Raw genomic sequence first — 20,132 nt, 5'->3', positions numbered from 1 at the left:
TAAACTATTACATCAGCAGGGAGCATTAGCTCCCTGTTTCATTTCCCATTGGCGTAATACCAAAGATAGTTGACGATACTGCTCATCGTCACAGCTATCACGCCAAATCGTAACACTACGGCCAGATTGCAATTGGAATGTTATCTTGAATGGTGATGCCGATGTATCGACTCGCTGTAAATGACCCTTTTCGGACTCAATATCTTCCGAGTATTCGCCATACTCAAGGGCATCAAACCTAACCGAGCCATCGCAGTGCACATACCAATGCCCATGACTTGTAGGTTGAACAAGGCCTTGGCTTGAGAGAGCCTTAACAATCAGTAATAACAAATAAGTCGATAATACGAGCGGAATGCTAGAGAGGATAACAGCCCAAGTCATCAATAAGAAAAGTACAACATTGAGGACTCGGGCAGTCAGAGAGGGAGAAGCAGTAAAATTAACGAACTTTGCTGAGGTTATGGGCGACAATTTTATCAACCATTGCTGCATGACCTAAATTTTCGCTACGGCCATGCCCCATTACCCAAGTAAACAGATCAGGATCATCGCATTCAAGTAAAGAAACAAAGTCACGCTGCTCTTGTTCACTCAGAGTATCAAAGCACTCTTCAAAAAACGGCATAATTACTACGTCAAGCTCAAGCATGCCTCGACGACAAGCCCATTTAATACGCGCTTTTTCTTCCGGAGTGTACATTCACTATTCCTTCATAGATGTCTTGTTGTTAGTGCGGAGTGTAACAAGGGATGTGCTACGTCACTAGTGTGCGGGTCACAATACGATAGTGAAAGCAGACAAATGTTGATTCGTAAATCGCTCCCCTAGTATCTCAAGGTTATTTGGGTATAACATAGCGGAAAAATATCTTCAAAAGGCATTGTAATTATGGAATGGCAAACTCGTTTTTCAGCATTACCTCTCTCAACTCAAGACGCACTTCCAGAGTTATCTATCTCACTGCTGGATAACTTCGGCATGATCACCATGATCGGTGACGATAAAAAATCATACTTACAAGGTCAGGTTACCTGCGATGTTGTTTCTTTAGAACAAGACCAATCAACACTGGGCGCACATTGTGATGCAAAAGGCAAAGTGTGGAGCGTGTTCCGCCTTTTCCATCATCATGATGGCTACGGCATGATCCAACCAAAATCGGCGATTGACGTAGAACTTAATGAAATAAAGAAATACGCCATTTTCTCTAAAGTAACGATTGAAGCTTCTGATGACGTTATCTTAGGTGTTGCTGGCGTCAAAGCCGACGAATTCATTTCAACAATGAGCAAGACAACTGGCAGCGTTCGCCCAGTTGACGGTGGCACAGCAGTGCAAGTTGCACGAGATCGCTGGTTACTGATATTAAGTGCGCCAGAAGCACAGCAAATCGTTGAAACTACCGACGCTGTCTTTACGACAAATGAGCTTTGGAATCGTTTCGATATTGAGGCAGGTCTACCATTTGTCTCTGCATCCGCGCAGAATGCTCACATTCCACAAGCACTTAACGTGCAAGCTTTAGGAGGCATAAGCTTCACAAAGGGCTGCTACACGGGACAAGAAACGGTAGCACGAGCGAAGTATCGCGGTACCAATAAACGTGCGATGTATATCGTAAAAGGTGCAACTTCTGCTCCATTCAGTGACGAACCAATTGAGCTCGAACGCAGCGTAGGTGAAAACTGGCGTTCAGTAGGTGCTTTATTAAATCACTACCAGTTCAGTGACAATCACGCGATTGGCCTGATCGTACTGCCTAATAATCTCGATGAAGACACTCGTCTTCGTTTAGTTGCGCAACCAGAATGTGAATGGACAATCGAATCACTGCCTTACAGTCTTGATGATGAGTAATACAATCAATACTCCTTTGATGCAATTTCTCACAGACCAACACATTCCGTTTCGTCTGTTACCGCATCAAAGACCAGCAACCACCATTGAGGATGCCGCGCACCAACGCGGCATTCGCCCTTCTCAAATGGTGAAAGCAATCTTGCTACGAGACATGGGTAATCAATATGCACTCGCCTGTGCACCAGGTGATCGTAGCGTTGATCCCAAAAAAGTGCGCTCGTTACTGAAATGTCGCCGGATGACTTGTGTTGATCAAGCCGATGTTGAGTCCATCACTGGTTACAAAGTTGGTACTGTCACTCCTCTGTTACTCAAACGTCATATGCCAATCGTGTTCGACCCCAGCTTACTAGAAGAACAGGAAGTCACGATCAGCAGTGGCGATCGAATGGCTGGGCTGGCGCTTTCTATTCAAGATCTTATCCAATTGTGCCAGCCGACCGTAGCTGAGATCTGTCGTTAATCGTCTAAAAACAATGTAATGACACGTAGTGTTTCTATCACTGCGTGATCTCGCTCATATCTACAAAAATAGACATGAGAATTTTTAATCACATATAAAACATAAATAGTCACAAAGATAAAACTCGTATATGCTGAATTTGTTGGTTAAGTTTCAAACAAGCACTTAACCAATATAAAGTGAGTCAGCTAGCTGAGTGACAGCATTCATGCAGTTAGTTATCCACTTTTGTGTAATGCATCTGTGACTATTCGCCCGCTGAAGCGGGCTTTTTTTTACGTGGAACTTTTTCTCTTTCATTTCCTCTAATCGTTAGAACGTAAAGTGTGTTACGCGGAGCACGACCTTAATAGAAACAACTAGCAAACAACCGTTTTCGTTCTATTCTTAATTCTGTAACAAAACTATTGCTTAATGCGTCACGTAAAAAGGAGTGTATTGGCGTAAGGGTTCCTCTAGAGAGGTTACTTTTGGGGTAATCCTCACGCTATTTAAGAGATGACTCTGTCAAATTGTCTAAGACAACACAATTCTCTGACGCAACACCCTACATCTGTATTTAATACTATTGCTGTCACAATAATTTTCGCGTCCAGAACGTAGAATACCTAGGCTAGGTTAGATAAAAGGAAAGTAAATATGAGACTGTTTAAGCGCTATACACCAAGTATGATTGCTAAACATATAAGTCGTCTTTTTAAAGGAAGAATTTATATTTACGGGGTCGGTAGATTCGAGTTTGATAACGGTAAGTTAATACTGCCGGAGAAAGCAGAGCAACGCCATTTCCGAGCGGTCAAAGAGATCAATCAAGAAATAATGAAACTCCGATGCGCATATGCTTAGCAAAATGTTGATAAAACAAAGGCTGGATTAACCAGCCTTTTGTGTATTTGAAGTTCGCTTTGCACTTACTGACGCGCCAGATCCGGCAAGTGTCCCTTTAAACCAAGCGCGCGCTTCATGATCTCATCTTTCGCTCCCGGCAGTTGCCCCGCTAAACTTAAGCCAATGCCACGAACGAGCTTCTTAGCTGGGTTCTCGCCAGAGAACAAATCTCGAAACCCTTGCATAGTAGCGATCATCTTTGCCGCTTCCGCTTTTCGCCAACGCTCGTAGCTTCTTAGGTTGCGTTTACTACCGATATCTTGTCCCTGCTTCCAAAGTGCTAACACCTCTTGAGCAAGACTGGCCGCATCTAATAAACCTAAATTCACACCCTGCCCCGCTAATGGATGAATGGTATGAGCTGCATCACCAACCAGCGCGACTCGCTCGACAACAAAATCTCGCGCATAGCGCATTTTCAAAGGAAACGCAGCACGCTCTCCCACTACTTCACATAGACCAAGTCGAGCATCAAACTCACTCGTCAACGCTTTATTGAAATCATGTTCACTCATTGCCACTAACTGCTCTGCTCGATTTGGCTCCGTGGACCAAACAATAGAGCACATATCTGGTTGCGACATTGGCAAAAATGCCAACGGTCCGTGAGGAGTAAATATCTGGCGCGCAATGCTGTTGTGTGGCATGGCAGTTTTGACATTCGCGACCAAAGCATGATGACCATAGTCCCAATGCGTTAATGGAATATCCATTTGATGGCGAAGCCACGAATTCGCCCCATCGGCTCCGACCACTAATTTAGCGGTCATGGCTTGGCCATTATCGAGCGTCAGCCAGCTTTCTTGCTCACCGACCGCGAGAGTCGCGCAACGTGCAGGCATAAACATAGTGACGTTATCGAGCTTTTGGACTTGTTCAAGCAGTGCAAGTTGAATCACACGATTCTCAACAATATGCCCTAAATCAGGTTGTGCCATACTTTGTGCATTAAATTCAATGCTGGCAAAGCTATCTTGTTCCCATACTTCCATGCCATGGTAAGGCGAAGCTCGGCGCTGTTCTATGCCCTGCCAAGCACCAAGTTTACGCAAAATCGTCTCACTAGAGCGGCTCAACGCAGACACACGAACATCGGGTAATTCTTTCAACGAATCATCTGGCACTTTACCTTCAATAATGGCGACACGCAGATCACTGTCTTTAAACGCGGCAGCAAGTGCCAACCCAACCATCCCTCCGCCGATGATGGCGATATCTACACTTTGCATCATTGCTTTTTATTACCTAATTCAGTGCGGCCGTTCATCGTTTTACCAAGCCAAGAGTATGGCGTAGTAGCGGCTGCTTAAAAATAGAAAGGTTATCCATCGCTGCTAAGGCAGTATTTCGGCCAATTCGCATCGCGGGTAAATCATTTGAAAAAACATGCACCAAGGCACTGGTTAGCCAAATAGTTTCGCTTCGATCTGCTTCTCTACGTTGACTAAAGCGCATCAGGCCTTGATAAAGACCCACATCCTCACTTTGCTGCACAATTTCTTCTGCTAGTGAGACTACATCGCGAATACCGAGATTAAAGCCTTGTCCAGCTATCGGGTGCAGCGTTTGCGCCGCATTTCCAACAATCGCAAAGCGATGTGAAATATTTTGCTTTCGATGGCGAAGAAGCAATGGGTAACTTGCACGGCGCCCCACTTTTTTCATCGCGCCTAAACGCCAACCAAAATCGTTCTGTAAACGCTGGAGAAATGCTTGATCAGATAACTCAAGAACGGCTTGGGCTTCTTCAGGGTGCAAACACCAAACTAAGGACATTCGATTGTCACTCATTGGCAATAAAGCAACAGGGCCATTTTCAGTAAAACGTTCAAAGGCTCTACCTTGATGAGGTTCTTGAGTCACAATATTGGCAATGACAGCCACTTGTTCAAAATCTTGCTCAGAAAGTTCTAGACCAATTTTCTGACAACAGGTCGAAACAGCACCATCTGCAGCCACCAGCAGTTTTGCTTCAAGTTGCTCACCACTTTTCAACGTCACATGGGTACAGTTTTGCTCGCGCTCGATATCGGTAACGGAGTCAGGACAAAACAGCGTAATTGATTCGCTGCTGTCTAATAATTCTTGATATACACGCCCAACATCGGCTAATTCTACAACATACCCTAGAGCTTCAACCCCAACCTCTTGCTTGGTAATCTCCGTCATCCCAGCATGAGAACGGTCAGAAACGTGGATATGTTCAATGGGTGTGACAAACGGTTCTACTGACGTCCAGAGCTGTAGTTGACGCAACAGATTGACAGTACCGTAAGACAATGCGATTGAGCGAGAGTCAAAACCAGGGTGCATATCTGATTGTGCTTTAAAAGGCTCAACGACGGCAATGCGGAGCTTTCCCTGAGACAAATGGTCAATCGCCAATGCTAACGTTGCACCAGCCATGGCACCACCAGCAATGACTACATCATATTGCTTCATACTAACCTCTGGACGGTCTACGATTAGTGAATAGTAGGTTTTTTGTCGCTGCTTTCAGGACGAACACCAAATTCAGCATGAATCGTTAGTACGCAAGCTTTGATGTGCTCAATCACTTGCTCTAGCAATTGCGCTTGTTCACCAAGATCGTCATCTTCATCAATGCCTAATTTGGCAATCTCTTCTAGATCAGCCAGTGCTTCTTTAGCGTCATCAGATGCTTTGTTAAGCGCAACGCCTGCTAGACCTAGCCCAGAAATAAAGTGGTTTACAAAGTCGGACACACTGTCGGCTAATGCGAATAAGCCTTCTTCGCCCGGCTCATCTGGCAATAGTAAAGACAGCTCCATTGATGTGCCAGTAAGCTCATTAACAGTAACGTTGAATATGCTCTGAGCAAAAGTGAGTGCTGTCGAGGGCCACCCCATCCCATCATTGGTGTAGTCAAAAAGAATCGGCTGCCAAGTTTGATCATTGATCGCCAATCCACCACTTAACATGCCAACAAATAAGCCATGTAACTCCGCCGGTGTCACAGCCAGGCTTGCCGATTGCAGTTCAGCAGCAATAGATTGGTATTCAGGAAGGGTGATTTCACTCATAACTTGGCTCATTCTTGCGTAATAATGTATTGGTATATCCTACCATCAAGGTTAGTGGTCTGAAACGGCTATCAAATTCAATTTTGGACAGCATTTGTTCAATTTGCCCAATTCCTGTGTGATCTCGTCATCATTTCTCTTTCTGTGATGGGAAATGCTTGAATCTTAATAGCGGTTTTCCTATAGTTTGCTCCTCGGTAGTTGTATGAAGCAACACCTTAGATAGCGCGAATATAGAGTTTATTCATCATGAGCAATCAAGCGATCGACGTTGAAATATTAGGCAAACTTACACGAGTGAATTGTCCGACAGGACAAGAAGAGTCTCTTGTTGCAGCGGCAAAAGATCTTGATCGCCGATTGAAAGAAATGAGCGAACGTACTAAGGTAACCAATGAAATCCAACTGCTGACCTTTGCTGCATTGAATATTTGCTATGAGTTGCACACCAAGTCATACGAATCCAATGGTCAACAGCAAGAAATTACTGAGCGAATGGAAAAGCTCACCGCGTCTTTAGAGAACGCACTAAGCAAAGTTACGCAAGGACAGCAGTAAATACAAAATTTACCCTGGGGTGTGCGTCAGCAGGATTTAAGTCCCTGAGCCGATAAGCAATACCTAAGGGTTAGTATTTGGTAACTATTGAGCAAGCTCGGCATGCACCGAGAAGCCTACGGTTGTCATTGCTGATCCGCCTTGAACCAGCTGGTTCAAGGGCCACAATCCTCAACGGCACCCTGGGGTATTCTCTCTATGTCAGACCTCTCTCGACAAGACTTCCGCAAACTGATTCGTGAAAAGCGCAACGCTCTGTGCAGTGATACGCAATACCAAGCGGGAATCGACCTTATTACTCAATTTTCCCAACTTCCTGAAATCGATCAGGCGCAACATATTGCCATCTACCTTTCTGCAGACGGTGAGCTTGATACTAAACCGCTCATTGAATGGTTATGGCAACAGGGAAAATCGGTTTATCTGCCCGTCATCCATCCCTTTTCTAAAGGTCAGTTACTGTTTCTTCAGTATATAAGTGATGAACAGCTCATCTACAACAAGTACGGCATCTTAGAGCCCAAGCTCGATATCAGACACCTCAAACCCGTTCGCCAGCTTGATTTAATCTGCACGCCTTTAGTTGGGTTCGACAGTATCGGACACCGCTTAGGCATGGGCGGAGGGTACTACGATCGTACTCTGTCACGTTGGTTTATAACTGGAGAGGGTGCTAAACCTGTCGGTATCGCTCATGACTGCCAACATGTAGAACGCTTACCAATTGAAAGCTGGGATATTCCATTACCTAAGATCGTGACCCCAAGCCAAATATGGCAATGGGAAAGTGACAAGTAAGCCGCTATAATCACGCCCGCAAACGTTAACGAACATCTATTCAGGAGATTGGCATGACTCAAGATGAAATGAAAAAAGCGGCTGGTTGGGCAGCACTAAAATATGTTGAGAAAGGCAGCATTGTCGGTGTTGGTACTGGCTCTACCGTGAATCACTTCATCGATGCACTAGGCACTATCAAAGATGATATTAAAGGTGCAGTGTCTAGCTCTGTCGCTTCAACTGAGCGCCTTAAAGAGCTTGGTATTGAAGTATACGAGTGTAACGATGTAATGAAGCTGGATGTGTATGTTGATGGCGCAGATGAGATCAACCCAGCACGTGAAATGATCAAAGGCGGCGGCGCGGCTCTGACTCGTGAGAAAATTGTCGCAGCAATCTCTGATAAGTTCGTATGTATCGTTGACGGCACTAAAGCAGTTGACGTACTTGGCCAGTTCCCATTGCCTGTTGAAGTAATCCCAATGGCACGCTCTTACGTGGCTCGTGAATTGGTAAAACTAGGTGGTGATCCAGCTTACCGTGAAGGCGTTGTGACTGACAACGGCAACGTGATTCTGGATGTGCACAATATGCAAATTACCAACCCGAAAGAAATGGAAGACAAAATAAACGGCATCGCTGGTGTGGTGACTGTGGGTCTTTTCGCTCATCGTGGTGCAGACGTAGTGATCACTGGCACACCAGAAGGTGCAAAAATTGAAGAGTAAATAACAGCCCAAAATGAACCTATCTGGTTCACTTTTCTGTTATTTCATTACATACGGTGCTGAAAGGCACCGTTTTTTATTCCTTTCTATAAGAAAATTATCTCTTATTCCGTAATTTTCTTACCCAAAGCAATTTTTTTTTGTTACTTTATTGAACAGAAGACGCACAGGGAAACGTTTGTCTTCCTACAAAACTGTTAATTATCCCCTTTTTAATAGTTTTGCCCAATGTGCGCCACATTAGCCCACCTTTCCATTTTAAGGACGAGAAAAAATGGCCAAAGTTTCACTGGAAAAAGAAAAGATTAAGATCCTCTTGTTAGAGGGACTCCACCCTTCTTCAGTTGAAGTTCTTCAAGCAGCTGGTTATACCAACATTGAATACCATAAAGGTTCCCTTCCGGAAGAAGAACTAATTGAAGCGGTAAAAGACGTACACTTCATTGGTATCCGCTCCCGTACGAACCTATCCGAAGAGGTAATAAATGCGGCGAACAAGCTGGTTGCAATTGGCTGTTTTTGTATTGGTACTAACCAAGTAAACCTAGACGCAGCAGCAAAACGCGGTATTCCTGTCTTTAATGCACCATTCTCTAACACTCGAAGCGTGGCAGAGCTTGTACTTGGGCAAATCCTTTTACTAGTGCGTGGTATTCCTGAAAAGAATGCACTTGCACATCGCGGTATTTGGAAGAAAAGTGCAGACAACTCTTACGAAGCTCGTGGTAAGTGCCTTGGCATTATCGGATACGGTCACATTGGTACTCAGCTTGGTATTATTGCCGAAAACTTAGGTATGCGCGTTTACTACTACGATATTGAGAACAAACTGTCCCTTGGTAATGCGACGCAAGTACATACCATGAGTGAACTATTGAACAAATGTGATGTGATTTCTTTGCACGTTCCCGAAACACCGGAAACGAAAAACATGATGGGTGAAGCTGAATTTGCTCGAATGAAACCAGGTTCCATCTTTATCAACGCGGCACGTGGCACCGTTGTGGATATTCCTGCACTTTGCCATAGCTTAGAAGCTGGTCACCTTGCCGGCGCTGCAATTGATGTATTCCCAACTGAACCAAAAACGAATGCTGACCCGTTCGAGTCTCCTTTACAAAAATTCGATAACGTCATCCTCACTCCACACGTTGGTGGTTCAACACAAGAAGCACAAGAAAATATCGGCTTAGAAGTGGCGGGTAAACTGGCTAAGTACTCTGATAACGGATCGACACTTTCAAGCGTAAACTTCCCTGAAGTGTCATTACCAGAACACAGTGGTGAGTGCTCTCGTCTGCTTCATATCCACAAGAACCGTCCTGGTATCCTAACTCAGATCAACACCATCTTTGCTGAAGAAGGCATTAACATTGCCGCGCAGTACCTACAAACAGCCGCTGAAATAGGCTACGTAGTGATCGACGTTGAAACTGAACGCTCAGAAGAAGCTCTAACAAAGCTCAAAAACATTGAAGGCACAATCCGTGCTCGTATCCTGCATTAAACTGTGAAATAGAAATGACAAAGGCAGGGGTTGTAACTCCCTGCCTTTTGCTTTTTACTGTTTGCTAAGCCTTACTTTAGCTTATAAATGACATCGACTTGATCGCGAATGATCATGGTTGAATCTTGGTAGCTATTCGCTCCTTCTTTACTATCCATCGCCATTGAACGCATTAACACAGGCTGAACGTGCATCTGTCTGTAATTGATCTGCCATACATCGCCCAACTTTTTCTCAAAACCAGTCGCTAATGACCCTGCTTTTTCTCTTGCGTCCTTAATCGCAGCCATTCGTGCCTTTTGCTGATACTCGGCTTGGTTGCTTACCTTAAGTTGAATATTATCAACCTGATTAATTCCCGCTTCTAACGCCATATCTAGGTATTGGTTAAGGTTTTTCAGATCCGTCACCGTGACATCAATACTGCGAGATGCTCGATACCCAACAAGTTCTGCTTTTCCTGATTTAGGGTAATGGTACTGAGGAGCAAGGTATAAATTCGAGCTAGTAATATTGTCTTTTGATAAGCCGGCATCCGATAAGCTTTTTAGAAACTCTTCAACGGTTTTATCTACGGACAATTTCGCTTGTTCGGCCGTCATTGTCGTATCGACTACTTTTACAGAAAACGTAGCCATATCAGGTGTGGCCGTCACTTCGCCATACCCCGTTGTCGTAACATGAGCAAACTCTGGCGTATTCGCCAAAACTGAAGCACTGGTAAGGCTGAGTGCTGAAGCCAGCAAAAATGAATACAATTTCATTCAATAAATCCATCCATACAAAATTAAGTACTTAATCTCAGATTCCAACATCACTATCATGGCTGAGAAAGCGTGTGGTTTCATAATAGAAACTTCCGCCGATTATCCAAGCACCCATAGTGACTTCTAACACAACTTTGACTATGTAACATTGGCGTAATTTTTAAACAAAACACACTTAAGTTAACGATATGCAGCTCTGACAAACTTATTGAGGTAGATGCTGCTGCGCATACCCCACTATCGCGTGTGAGATTTCTTGTAATACCCCAGTTTCTAACTGCCAGTGGTGCCAATAAATCCGATGGGACATTAAAAAACCTGGAGTCACATCAACCAACACACCTCTGTCTAATTCGTCGGTAATTTGCAAGCGGGGGATCAAGCAATAAGCAACACCAGCTAACGCCACTTTTAGAAACGCTTCAGAACTACTGATGTTGTGATGAATAACGCTGTCAGGATTGACGTTAAAATGCTCGGTAAGAAATGTTTTATGTAGATCATCATATTGGTCATATGAAACGGCCAGTGCTTTTGCCAATGTCTGATTATTTACGCCTTTAGAAAAATAACGCTGATAGAACTCTGGGCTCGCGACACAAACATAATCGATGCGACCTAAATAGTCTGCTCTGCATCCGGGGATTGGCTGGGACTCCAAGCTGATCGCTCCTGTCACTTCGCCACTTTTGAGTTTTTCAATAGAGCGGTATTCACCATAGATAGTCAGTTTTAGTTCAACTTGACGCTGCTTCATAACATTTTGCAGCGCTGGCAGTAGCCATGTTGCAAGGCTATCTGCATTAGTCGCTAAAGAGAGTTGCACAGGTCGCGTACTGGTATCATTTTTTAATTCGGGGAGAATTTCATGCTCTAGCAAGCGTACTCGCCGATAAAGACCCAACAATTTTTTACCAATTAGCGTTGGCTTAGGTGGCTGGCTTCGAATTAAAACAGGCTGCGCGAGAAACTTCTCTAACTGCTTGATACGTTGAGAAATGGCGGATTGAGAAACAAATAAATGCTCGGCAGCACGCTCAAAGCTACCCTGATAAACTATAGCGTCTAATGCCTCAATCCATTTGTAATCTAACCCTCGCATACCTTTCCTCTCACTCTTGATCAAACGCCTCCCGTTAAATTAGTCTATCTAATGTAAGATTAAAATCATTAATTATACTTATTTAGATAAACGCTTTATCTTTCCCCTTTCTGTAAATGTATTTGTTATTTTGAAGTGAGGTGAAGTGTGAGCTTGTGGGTTCTATTGCAAGGTTTTGGTTTAGGAGCATCAATGATCATTCCGATCGGGGCGCAAAATGCGTATGTTTTAAATCAAGGCATAAAGCGTAACCACCACCTAACAACCGCCACTATTTGTAGCGTGCTAGATATGATTTTCATCTCTCTAGGTATTTTTGGTGGTGGTGCAATTCTGTCTCAAAATGAAATCTTACTGACGTCGGTGACACTTGGTGGTATTGCTTTCTTGAGCTTCTATGGACTGCTCTCACTAAAAAGTGCTTTTAAGCCAGAGAGTGAATCGGAATCAAAAGGGGAGATCGTAGCTCGAGGTTGTCGAACGGTTATTCTAGGTGCGTTAGCCGTCACTGTGCTTAATCCGCACTTATATTTAGATACAGTCGTTATTCTAGGTTCGATCGGTGGACAATTTGAAGGCCATGATCGCATTGCTTTTGCACTAGGTACGATTATGGCTTCCTTTGTTTGGTTCTACACTTTATCGATAGGAGCCGCCAAACTAGGTCCAACACTCTCTAAACCAAAAGTGAAAAAAACCATCGACATTGCAATCGCAATGATGATGTTCACAATAGCGTATATCTTAGCGAGTGAGCTTATTGATAAGTATTGGTAATCATAAGGTAGTAAGGCAGCAAAGACATGGAGTCACTAAAACGTATTTATAACAACAATAGAGAGCGATTCAACGCGCTCTCTATTCCTTTTCGGGAATGGCAGCACGAAGCCATCTTAGACTTTGAGACAGATATACGCATTGCGAGAGAGCTTGGTTGGACGGGTACGCATACCAAAAGCCTCTTTTTAACACTCAAAGGACAAGGTTACGCGGTTTATCTGACAGATAAGGACTCGCGCCTCGATGCCAAGCAGATTAAAGCGATTACAGGTAAACGTCCCTCTATTTGTAATGACGATGAAATGGTCGAAGTGTTAGGTTGCGTACCCGGCGCGGTTTGCCCAATAGGCTTACCGGAATACATCACTATCATTGTTGATACCAATCTCTATCAACATCAAGAGTTGCTCTATACGCCTGGCTTACCTGAGTTCACATTTGGATTTGCAGGTAAACATCTAAAACGCCTCTTACTTACTGGTCATCACACCCTTTACGAAATATAAAAAAGCGAGGCCTATTGGCCTCGCTTTTGAATATCGACTGCTTTTGATTAAGCGTCGACTTTGTTCAGGTGAACATCCATTTGTGGGAATGGAATCTCGATACCATTTTCATCCAATGCTTCTTTAATACCTTGCATTGCATCAAAGTATACGCCCCAGTAATCTGCAGTTTTCACCCATGGACGAACCACAAAGTTAACTGAAGAGTCTGCTAACGTAAGTACACCAATTGTGATATCTGGGTCTTTCAAGATACGTGGATCTTTCTCTAGCGTCTCACGAATCACTTTCTTCGTTAGTTTAAGATCTGCTTTGTATGAAACACCAATCACTAGGTCGACACGTCGTGTCGCATGGCGAGAGTAGTTAGTAATGGCACCGCCGATAACTGAAGAGTTAGGCACAACAACCATTTTGTTGTCTGGTGTTTTTAGAACTGTTTGGAAGATTTGAATTGCTTCAACACTACCCGCTACACCACCGATTTCTACGTAGTCGCCTGATTTGAATGGACGGAACGCAACAATAAGTACGCCTGCTGCAAAGTTTGATAGTGAACCTTGTAGTGCAAGACCAACAGCAAGACCTGCCGCACCAATCACAGCAACAACAGAAGCGGTTTGAACTCCTAATCGACCAAGAGCCGCGATTAGCACGATTACAAATAGCAAGTAACGAACAAGACCGTGAATAAATTCAACGACGGCCTTATCCATGTTTTTCTTTTCTAGTACTTTAGAAACACTACCAGCGACTGCCTTAACGATAAGATTACCGATAAACAGAATAAGCACCGCAGAGATAATGTTCACACCGTACTGAACCAGTAGATCTGAATTGTTTGTCAGCCAAGTTTCAGCCTGAGTTAGACCATCCGTTAAAGTGGTATCGATACCCACCGATTCACCTGCCATAATTCTTATCCTCAAAAATAAAGAGATATAAATCCAATTGCCGTTAATTTATGAACCTTGTTTTTTAAAGGCTCTTTTCTAAAACAACATCCCTATTGCTCCACTGAACAGTGTCAGATTTTTGGCACAATATCCCAACTCTGACTTTTTTCAAAGTCAGAGTTTCGCAAAGATATGCAAAACAAGACTTTATCAGAGCTTTCTGACACTGACTTGTTACAGGTTACGCAATGCACTCTGATTTCGCCACTCTTAAGACTGATATTCCCATGTTTTCTTTAAAAAAAACGTTAAAGGTGAGATATCTCACTAGCAAATACAACCTAACGCATAAAAATATCGGGAGAAAGCAGAGGGGAAGAAAATGATAGATATAAAAAAACCCGCTCAAAGAGCGGGTTTTTAAGTAACTTAATCAGTAACGATTATAGTACGTCAACTGCGTTAAGGTCAGCAAATGCTTGCTCTAGACGAGTAACCATTGAAGCTTGGCCTGCACGTAGCCATACGCGTGGATCGTAGTACTTCTTGTTTGGTGCATCTTCACCAGTTGGGTTACCGATCTGACCTTGTAGGTAATCGTGGTTTTCAGCTTCGAACTTACGGATACCATCCCAAGTAGCCCACTGTGTATCAGTATCGATGTTCATTTTGATCACACCGTAGCCGATAGATTCACGGATTTCTTCTAGAGAAGAACCTGAACCGCCGTGGAATACGAAGTTTAGAGAGTTCGCTGGAAGACCGAATTTCTCAGAAACGTGCGCTTGAGAATCACGTAGGATAGTTGGAGTTAGTACAACGTTACCTGGCTTGTATACGCCGTGTACGTTACCGAAAGATGCTGCGATAGTGAAACGGTGGCTGATTGCGCTTAGTTTCTCGTATGCGTATGCAACGTCTTCTGGAGAAGTGTATAGCTCAGACGCATCCATATCAGAGTTGTCAACGCCGTCTTCTTCACCACCAGTACAACCTAGTTCGATTTCTAGAGTCATGTTCATTTTAGCCATGCGCTCTAGGTACTTAGCAGAAATTTCGATGTTCTCTTCTAGAGACTCTTCAGAAAGGTCGATCATGTGAGAAGAGAATAGTGGCTTACCAGTTTGCGCGAAGTACTCTTCACCAGCGTCTAGTAGACCGTCGATCCAAGGAAGTAGTTTCTTAGCTGCGTGGTCAGTGTGTAGGATTACTGGAACACCGTAAGCTTCAGCTACAGCGTGAACGTATTTCGCACCAGCAACAGCACCTAGGATTTGAGCTTCTTGACCTTCAAGTTTTAGACCTTTCCCAGCAAAGAAAGCAGCGCCACCGTTAGAGAACTGAACGATAACTGGAGCTTTAACTTTTGCAGCTGCTTCAAGTACTGCGTTTACAGAGTCAGTACCCACACAGTTTACTGCTGGAAGTGCAAAGCTGTTTTCTTTTGCAACTTCAAATACTTTCTGAACGTCATCGCCAGAGATAACACCTGGTTTTACGAAGTCGAAGATCTTAGACATGGATGTAATCCTATTTATCTGTCGTTTTTAAACAAAACTTGTTAAGTTGAAAATCTTGCAAACGTTTGCTCACAACTGAGGCTATTCTAGCAGAGTTCCTCACACGTTGCAGCAAACAAGAAAGCGGGAGAATCACTCCCCCGCTTTGCTTTAATTACTTAGCTCGTGCTTCTAGCATTTCTACTGCTGGAAGAACTTTACCTTCTACGAACTCAAGGAAAGCGCCGCCGCCAGTAGAGATGTAAGATACATCCGCTTTGATACCGAACTTGTCGATAGCCGCTAGCGTGTCACCACCACCAGCAACAGAGAAGCCTTCAGAAGCTGCGATAGCTTCAGAGATACCTTTAGTACCTGCTTCGAAGTTCTTGAATTCGAATACGCCTACTGGACCATTCCATAGGATAGTCTTAGCGTTTTTAAGGATTTCAGCTAGTTCAGCAGTTGAATCTGGACCAAGGTCGAAGATCATGTCGTCGTCTTGTACTTCAGAAACGTGCTTGATTTCAGCTTCTGCGTTCTCGTCAAATGCTTTCGCACATGCAACGTCAGTTGCTACTGGAATTGCACACTCGTCCATTAGCTTCTTAGCTGTTTCAACTAGGTCTGCTTCGTATAGAGACTTACCAACGTTGTGGCCAGCAGCTGCGATGAATGTGTTAGCAATACCACCACCAACAACGAGTTGGTCAGCGATTTTAGATAGAGACTCAAGAACAGTTAGCTTAGTAGAAACTTTTGAACCACCTACGATAGCAACCATTGGACGAGCTGGCTTGTCCATTGCTTTGCCTAGCGCTTCTAGTTCGTTCGCTAGTAGAGGACCAGCACATGCTACGTCTGCGTGCATACCAACGCCGTGAGTAGATGCTTGAGCACGGTGAGCCGTACCGAATGCGTCCATTACGAATACGTCACATAGTGCTGCGTATTTCTTAGATAGCTCTTCGTCGTTTTTCTTTTCGCCTTTGTTGAAGCGAACGTTTTCAAGAACAACAAGTTCACCCGCATTTAGCTCTAGGCCATCTAGGTAGTCTTTTGCCAGCTTCACTTCGCAATCTAGTGCGTCGTTTAGGTAGTTAACAACTGGTTGTAGAGAGAACTCTTCAGCGTATTCACCTTCAGTTGGGCGACCTAGGTGAGACGTAACCATTACTTTAGCGCCTGCTTCTAGGCAGTGCTTAATAGTTGGAAGAGATGCGATGATACGTGCATCCGAAGTTACTTTACCGTCTTTTACTGGCACGTTTAGGTCAGCACGGATAAATACACGTTTACCTGCAAGATCCAGGTCAGTCATCTTGATTACAGACATGATGTGTCCTCTCAAATATTTAATAATTAAAGTTTTTGAAAACTCGGCAACCCTGCCAAGCCTGTTAATTCTTCAAACTGGTTATAGATATGGAGATATTATGGATTTATTTCAAGGCTAGAAATAAAAATTCTCCATCACTTCTTCGTCATTACTGTTCCACTTGCGAAGAAGCTTGCATTGCTAAGGCAGTATCCAGCATCCGGTTAGCAAAGCCCCATTCGTTGTCGCACCAAACGAGCATTTTTACGAGTTGCCCGTTACTCACTCTAGTCTGGCTTCCATCCACAATCGCACTATGGGGGTCGTGGTTAAAGTCGATGGAAACGAGTGGCGATTCAGTATAGTCAACAATGTTACGTAATGTACACTGAGATGCGTTAACAATGGTTTGATTTACGTCATTAACTTTCACATTTGTACTAATTGTGACACTTAAATCCATTGCAGTGACGTTAACCGTTGGAACACGAACAGAAATTGCTTCGAATTTGTTGGAAAATTTCGGGAAGATTCTTTCAATCCCCTTATGCAACTTAGTGTCCACCGGAATAATAGATTGGCTTGCAGCACGGGTACGGCGTAAGTCGTTATGATACGCATCGATTACTTGTTGATCGTTCATGGACGAATGAATTGTGGTAATGGTGCCAGACTCTATGCCGAAGGCTTCGTCTAATACTTTAATGATGGGAACGATACAGTTGGTGGTGCAAGAGCCATTGGAGACAACACGGTGCTCGTCTTTCAGAGTTTCGTGGTTCACGCCATAGATAATCGTATTATCTAGGTCGTTTGCGCCCGGGTGCGAAAACAGTACTTTCTTCGCGCCAGCTTCTATATGCGCTTGCCCATCCGCTTGCGAACCAAATACGCCAGTGCAATCCAAGACGATATCAACTTCTAAATCACGCCAAGGAAGTAATTCGATTTCGGAGAGATGGAGAATGCGAATGGAATCATATTCACCGCTGTCATGATGAACATGCAAATGTTCTTGGTCATGGGAAATTTTTTTACCAAAGCGACCATGACTGGTGTCATATTGCAGTAGGTGTGCCATCGCCTCTGGCTGTGCTAGTTCGTTTACCGCCACAACCTTGATCTGCTGGTGTTTTCCGCTTTCATACACCGCTCGCAGAACATTACGACCTATACGTCCAAATCCATTGATCGCAACCTTTAGCATTTATCCTTCGCCCTACCAAAAATTTCGTGTCACAGATACTACCTGATCAGGCTGACAAACGCACCTGTTGAATCAAAGTAAAGCAGGATTAAAAAAGGTCGAGACTATGCTCGACCTTATTACAACGATAGATAATTAAAATGCGACGTCTAAACCTAACCAGTAGCGACGACCATCTTCAATATATCCATATTCTTCGTAACTGATTTCCTCGTCCAGCAAGTTATAGATAGCGCCTTTAATACGAGTATTGTCGGTTAACTGGTATGTCACACCAGCGTCCACAAAGGTATAAGCTGGTTCTACAATACTGTTTCTTGATGGGCCAGTAACCGGATCCATTTCTTTACCTCGGTACGTGACTTTCGCCCAGCTCTCTAGATCTGTTGTCGTTTGCCAAGTCACATCCACATTAAACAGATGCTTTGGTAACTGCTGCAGCGGCATGCCTTTGTATTCACCTGTTTTTTGCTCTGAGTCGGTAAATGTGTAGCTCGAGCTAAGGTAAATGGTTTCCGTTAACGGCGATGCTAAGGTCGCTTCAATACCTTGTGTGACGGCTTCATCCACGTTAATACGGTACGTTGGATCTGCGCCCCATTGGTTTGGACCATCAGTACAGATAGTGTCTGGACAAACAACACGTGTGATCTTGTCTTTGAATTCGTTATGGAACGCTGTCAAAGAGACATCTAAGCCAGAATCACCTTGATACAAGACGCTGATTTCTTTGTTTAGCGACGTTTCAGGGTCAAGATCTGGGTTACCGTAGATATTACCGCCACCACTGACTTGCGCCCAGCCAGGAGTAATTTCACGTAATTGTGGAGAACGGAAACCTGTTGCCACACCGCCTTTCACCGTCCAAGACGGATCAACTCGCCATACACCGTAAACACGCGGACTAAAATGCGCGCCATAGTTTTCGTCATGATCTAGACGGCCGCCAAGCGTAACGCTAAACGGATCAGCAATTCTCCATTCATCTTCAATGAAAACAGCCCACTGCGTATTCGATGTTTCAGTCTTCGATGACGCTTTGTTGGAGGTGAAATCCTCAAGCTCTGCATGAGTAGCGTCCACACCCGTCGTCAACGTATGGTTTCCAATACCAGTCACCAAGCTCGATTTGAACGTGGTGTTGGTGATCGTCATCTCACGAGATTTGTTCTCGCTCTCTTCTCGCTGTAAGTAAGTATCTGAAATTCCCACCGAATCCCAATCACCGTTGTGGCTTACCGTTACGTAATTACGACGATATTCATTCAGTGAATCTTCACACCCACCACGACACCCTGTGGTCGGCACTGAAAGGCCCACATTACCACGACGACTTTGTGCCGACGTGCCACCTTCTAATTGCACCGAGTGGCGATCATTAATCTGGTAAGTCAGTTTTGAAGAGATACTCTGCATATTTTTATCTTCATAACCGTATTCGATGTCATCTTCTTCTCTGGTTGTGTACTGACCATATACTTGGAGAGATAAATTTTCAGCCAACGGACCATTAACGAAAAAATTCGCGCTCTGCTCTCCACCTGAGCGGCTATTCTCTTGTAGTACCGTGCCCAGTTGAACATTACCCGTCCACTCTAGCGCATCTTTTCGTGTGATGACGTTAATCACACCACCAATCGCATCAGAACCGTAAAGCGTCGACATTGGACCGCGAATAACTTCGATTCGCTCAATCGCTTGAAGAGGAGGTAACCAACCTTGTTCGATACCAGGACCGTCACTATTTGGACGAGTTTCACGCGTGCTTTGACGCTTACCATCGACCAGTATCAAAGTGTATTTAGAACCCATACCACGGATACTAATGTCGGTGGTATCACCACCACCTGTCACGACAACACCTGGTACACTTTTTAGTGCATCAGTCACATCGCGGTAATAACGAGAGTCCAACTCCTCACGTGAAATCACACTAATACTTGCAGGCGCGTCCGCTTGAGATTGCTCGTAGCTTGATGCAGTTACAACCACTGTTTCCATTTTAGAAACTGCATCATTGGCAAAAACATGAGGGACACTGACGAAGGCTAAAATACCAGTTGCGGTAATAACTGGCAGTCTAAGAGTAGACATCTACATCTCCATAATTGATAATGATTATTATTTTCGAAAGTGAATTATTCACAAATAGAATGAGATGCATAGTGAGAGTTATGGAACGGTTCTTTCCATTTATGGAACTCGTACATAACGCAGTAAGGAGT

At 44.0% G+C, this 20,132-nt stretch carries 21 protein-coding genes and 1 other RNA gene; 10 read left to right on the top strand and 12 right to left on the bottom strand.

Features of this window, described 5'->3' with window-relative positions; all coding sequences use genetic code 11:
- Window positions 1–12 precede the first annotated feature (12 nt).
- Both R7Q11_RS14515 and R7Q11_RS14510 read right to left on the bottom strand, forming a co-directional pair.
- Complete coding sequence (locus R7Q11_RS14515; RefSeq protein WP_224721353.1) at window positions 13–474, bottom strand: protein YgfX; 462 nt, start codon at window positions 472–474, stop codon at window positions 13–15.
- The gene (locus R7Q11_RS14510; RefSeq protein WP_005380951.1) at window positions 443–703 is read right to left on the bottom strand and encodes a succinate dehydrogenase assembly factor 2; all 261 of its coding nucleotides are present in this window, start codon (window positions 701–703) and stop codon (window positions 443–445) included. Before R7Q11_RS14510 ends, R7Q11_RS14515 begins: the two co-directional genes overlap by 32 nt.
- A gap of 189 nt (window positions 704–892) precedes the next feature.
- On the opposite strand from R7Q11_RS14510, the gene ygfZ reads away from it, so the two are divergent.
- The 3 genes from ygfZ (at window position 893) to R7Q11_RS14495 (ending at window position 3,173) form a co-directional block, all read left to right on the top strand.
- Window positions 893–1,861: a tRNA-modifying protein YgfZ gene (gene ygfZ, locus R7Q11_RS14505; RefSeq protein ID WP_053306778.1), complete on the top strand. Its 969-nt coding sequence runs from the start codon at window positions 893–895 to the stop codon at window positions 1,859–1,861.
- On the top strand, window positions 1,854–2,327 hold the full coding sequence (locus R7Q11_RS14500) for an aminoacyl-tRNA deacylase (protein ID WP_053306796.1): 474 nt from the start codon (window positions 1,854–1,856) through the stop codon (window positions 2,325–2,327). The genes ygfZ and R7Q11_RS14500 overlap by 8 nt, the downstream gene beginning before the upstream one ends.
- Window positions 2,328–2,966: 639 nt before the next feature.
- Window positions 2,967–3,173, top strand: a complete 207-nt coding sequence (locus tag R7Q11_RS14495; RefSeq protein WP_005380970.1) for a DUF1107 domain-containing protein — start codon at window positions 2,967–2,969, stop codon at window positions 3,171–3,173.
- Between the two features lie 65 nt (window positions 3,174–3,238).
- Here R7Q11_RS14495 and R7Q11_RS14490 read toward each other — a convergent pair whose 3' ends face one another.
- From R7Q11_RS14490 to R7Q11_RS14480, 3 genes are read right to left on the bottom strand one after another with little or no spacing between them, the layout of a single operon-like run.
- On the bottom strand, window positions 3,239–4,447 hold the full coding sequence (locus R7Q11_RS14490) for an FAD-dependent 2-octaprenylphenol hydroxylase (RefSeq protein ID WP_025768841.1): 1,209 nt from the start codon (window positions 4,445–4,447) through the stop codon (window positions 3,239–3,241).
- 31 nt (window positions 4,448–4,478) lie between these two features.
- Window positions 4,479–5,657: a 2-octaprenyl-6-methoxyphenyl hydroxylase gene (ubiH, locus tag R7Q11_RS14485; RefSeq protein WP_005380974.1), complete on the bottom strand. Its 1,179-nt coding sequence runs from the start codon at window positions 5,655–5,657 to the stop codon at window positions 4,479–4,481.
- 23 nt (window positions 5,658–5,680) lie between these two features.
- Window positions 5,681–6,259, bottom strand: coding sequence for a YecA family protein (locus R7Q11_RS14480; RefSeq protein ID WP_005380976.1), 579 nt, complete (start codon window positions 6,257–6,259; stop codon window positions 5,681–5,683).
- Between the two features lie 249 nt (window positions 6,260–6,508).
- On the opposite strand from R7Q11_RS14480, the gene R7Q11_RS14475 reads away from it, so the two are divergent.
- The 5 genes from R7Q11_RS14475 (at window position 6,509) to serA (ending at window position 9,832) form a co-directional block, all read left to right on the top strand.
- Window positions 6,509–6,817 (top strand): cell division protein ZapA, encoded by a 309-nt coding sequence (locus tag R7Q11_RS14475; protein ID WP_005384553.1) that lies wholly within the window; start codon window positions 6,509–6,511, stop codon window positions 6,815–6,817.
- An 8-nt stretch (window positions 6,818–6,825) separates the two neighbouring features.
- Window positions 6,826–7,010, top strand: a non-coding RNA gene (gene ssrS / locus R7Q11_RS14470) — 6S RNA.
- A 5-nt stretch (window positions 7,011–7,015) separates the two neighbouring features.
- A complete protein-coding gene (locus R7Q11_RS14465) occupies window positions 7,016–7,615 on the top strand; it encodes a 5-formyltetrahydrofolate cyclo-ligase (RefSeq protein WP_053350725.1) in 600 nt (199 codons plus the stop codon).
- Window positions 7,616–7,668: 53 nt separating this feature from the next.
- Entirely contained in the window at window positions 7,669–8,325 is a 657-nt protein-coding gene (gene rpiA / locus R7Q11_RS14460; protein ID WP_005380982.1) for a ribose-5-phosphate isomerase RpiA, read from the top strand.
- A 274-nt stretch (window positions 8,326–8,599) separates the two neighbouring features.
- Entirely contained in the window at window positions 8,600–9,832 is a 1,233-nt protein-coding gene (gene serA / locus R7Q11_RS14455; protein ID WP_005384551.1) for a phosphoglycerate dehydrogenase, read from the top strand.
- Between the two features lie 71 nt (window positions 9,833–9,903).
- On the opposite strand, the gene R7Q11_RS14450 is transcribed toward serA, so the two are convergent.
- Together R7Q11_RS14450 and R7Q11_RS14445 are read right to left on the bottom strand one after the other, a co-directional pair.
- Entirely contained in the window at window positions 9,904–10,596 is a 693-nt protein-coding gene (locus R7Q11_RS14450) for an oxidative stress defense protein (RefSeq protein WP_005384550.1), read from the bottom strand.
- 208 nt (window positions 10,597–10,804) lie between these two features.
- A complete protein-coding gene (locus R7Q11_RS14445) occupies window positions 10,805–11,701 on the bottom strand; it encodes a LysR family transcriptional regulator ArgP (RefSeq protein ID WP_225466543.1) in 897 nt (298 codons plus the stop codon).
- A 147-nt stretch (window positions 11,702–11,848) separates the two neighbouring features.
- Between R7Q11_RS14445 and R7Q11_RS14440 the strand changes: the two genes are divergently transcribed.
- Both R7Q11_RS14440 and R7Q11_RS14435 read left to right on the top strand, forming a co-directional pair.
- Complete coding sequence (locus R7Q11_RS14440; protein WP_225466542.1) at window positions 11,849–12,478, top strand: LysE/ArgO family amino acid transporter; 630 nt, start codon at window positions 11,849–11,851, stop codon at window positions 12,476–12,478.
- A gap of 26 nt (window positions 12,479–12,504) precedes the next feature.
- Window positions 12,505–12,987 carry a YbaK/EbsC family protein gene (locus R7Q11_RS14435; protein ID WP_047103188.1) on the top strand — a complete coding sequence of 161 codons (483 nt, stop codon included), beginning with the start codon at window positions 12,505–12,507 and terminating at the stop codon, window positions 12,985–12,987.
- Between the two features lie 47 nt (window positions 12,988–13,034).
- Here R7Q11_RS14435 and mscS read toward each other — a convergent pair whose 3' ends face one another.
- The 5 genes from mscS to R7Q11_RS14410 form a co-directional block, all read right to left on the bottom strand.
- Window positions 13,035–13,901, bottom strand: a complete 867-nt coding sequence (gene mscS / locus R7Q11_RS14430) for a small-conductance mechanosensitive channel MscS (RefSeq protein ID WP_005384548.1) — start codon at window positions 13,899–13,901, stop codon at window positions 13,035–13,037.
- Window positions 13,902–14,326: 425 nt separating this feature from the next.
- Entirely contained in the window at window positions 14,327–15,403 is a 1,077-nt protein-coding gene (gene fbaA / locus R7Q11_RS14425; protein WP_005380996.1) for a class II fructose-bisphosphate aldolase, read from the bottom strand.
- A 154-nt stretch (window positions 15,404–15,557) separates the two neighbouring features.
- Complete coding sequence (locus tag R7Q11_RS14420) at window positions 15,558–16,718, bottom strand: phosphoglycerate kinase (protein ID WP_005384547.1); 1,161 nt, start codon at window positions 16,716–16,718, stop codon at window positions 15,558–15,560.
- A gap of 151 nt (window positions 16,719–16,869) precedes the next feature.
- Window positions 16,870–17,907: an erythrose-4-phosphate dehydrogenase gene (gene epd, locus R7Q11_RS14415; RefSeq protein WP_005384545.1), complete on the bottom strand. Its 1,038-nt coding sequence runs from the start codon at window positions 17,905–17,907 to the stop codon at window positions 16,870–16,872.
- Window positions 17,908–18,042: 135 nt separating this feature from the next.
- Window positions 18,043–20,001, bottom strand: coding sequence for a ligand-gated channel protein (locus tag R7Q11_RS14410; RefSeq protein ID WP_225466541.1), 1,959 nt, complete (start codon window positions 19,999–20,001; stop codon window positions 18,043–18,045).
- Window positions 20,002–20,132: the final 131 nt, after the last annotated feature.

Source organism: Vibrio sp. 970, from assembly GCF_033339075.1.
Note: the sequence above shows the minus strand (reverse complement) of the source record. Positions and strands in the feature narration are given on the sequence as shown.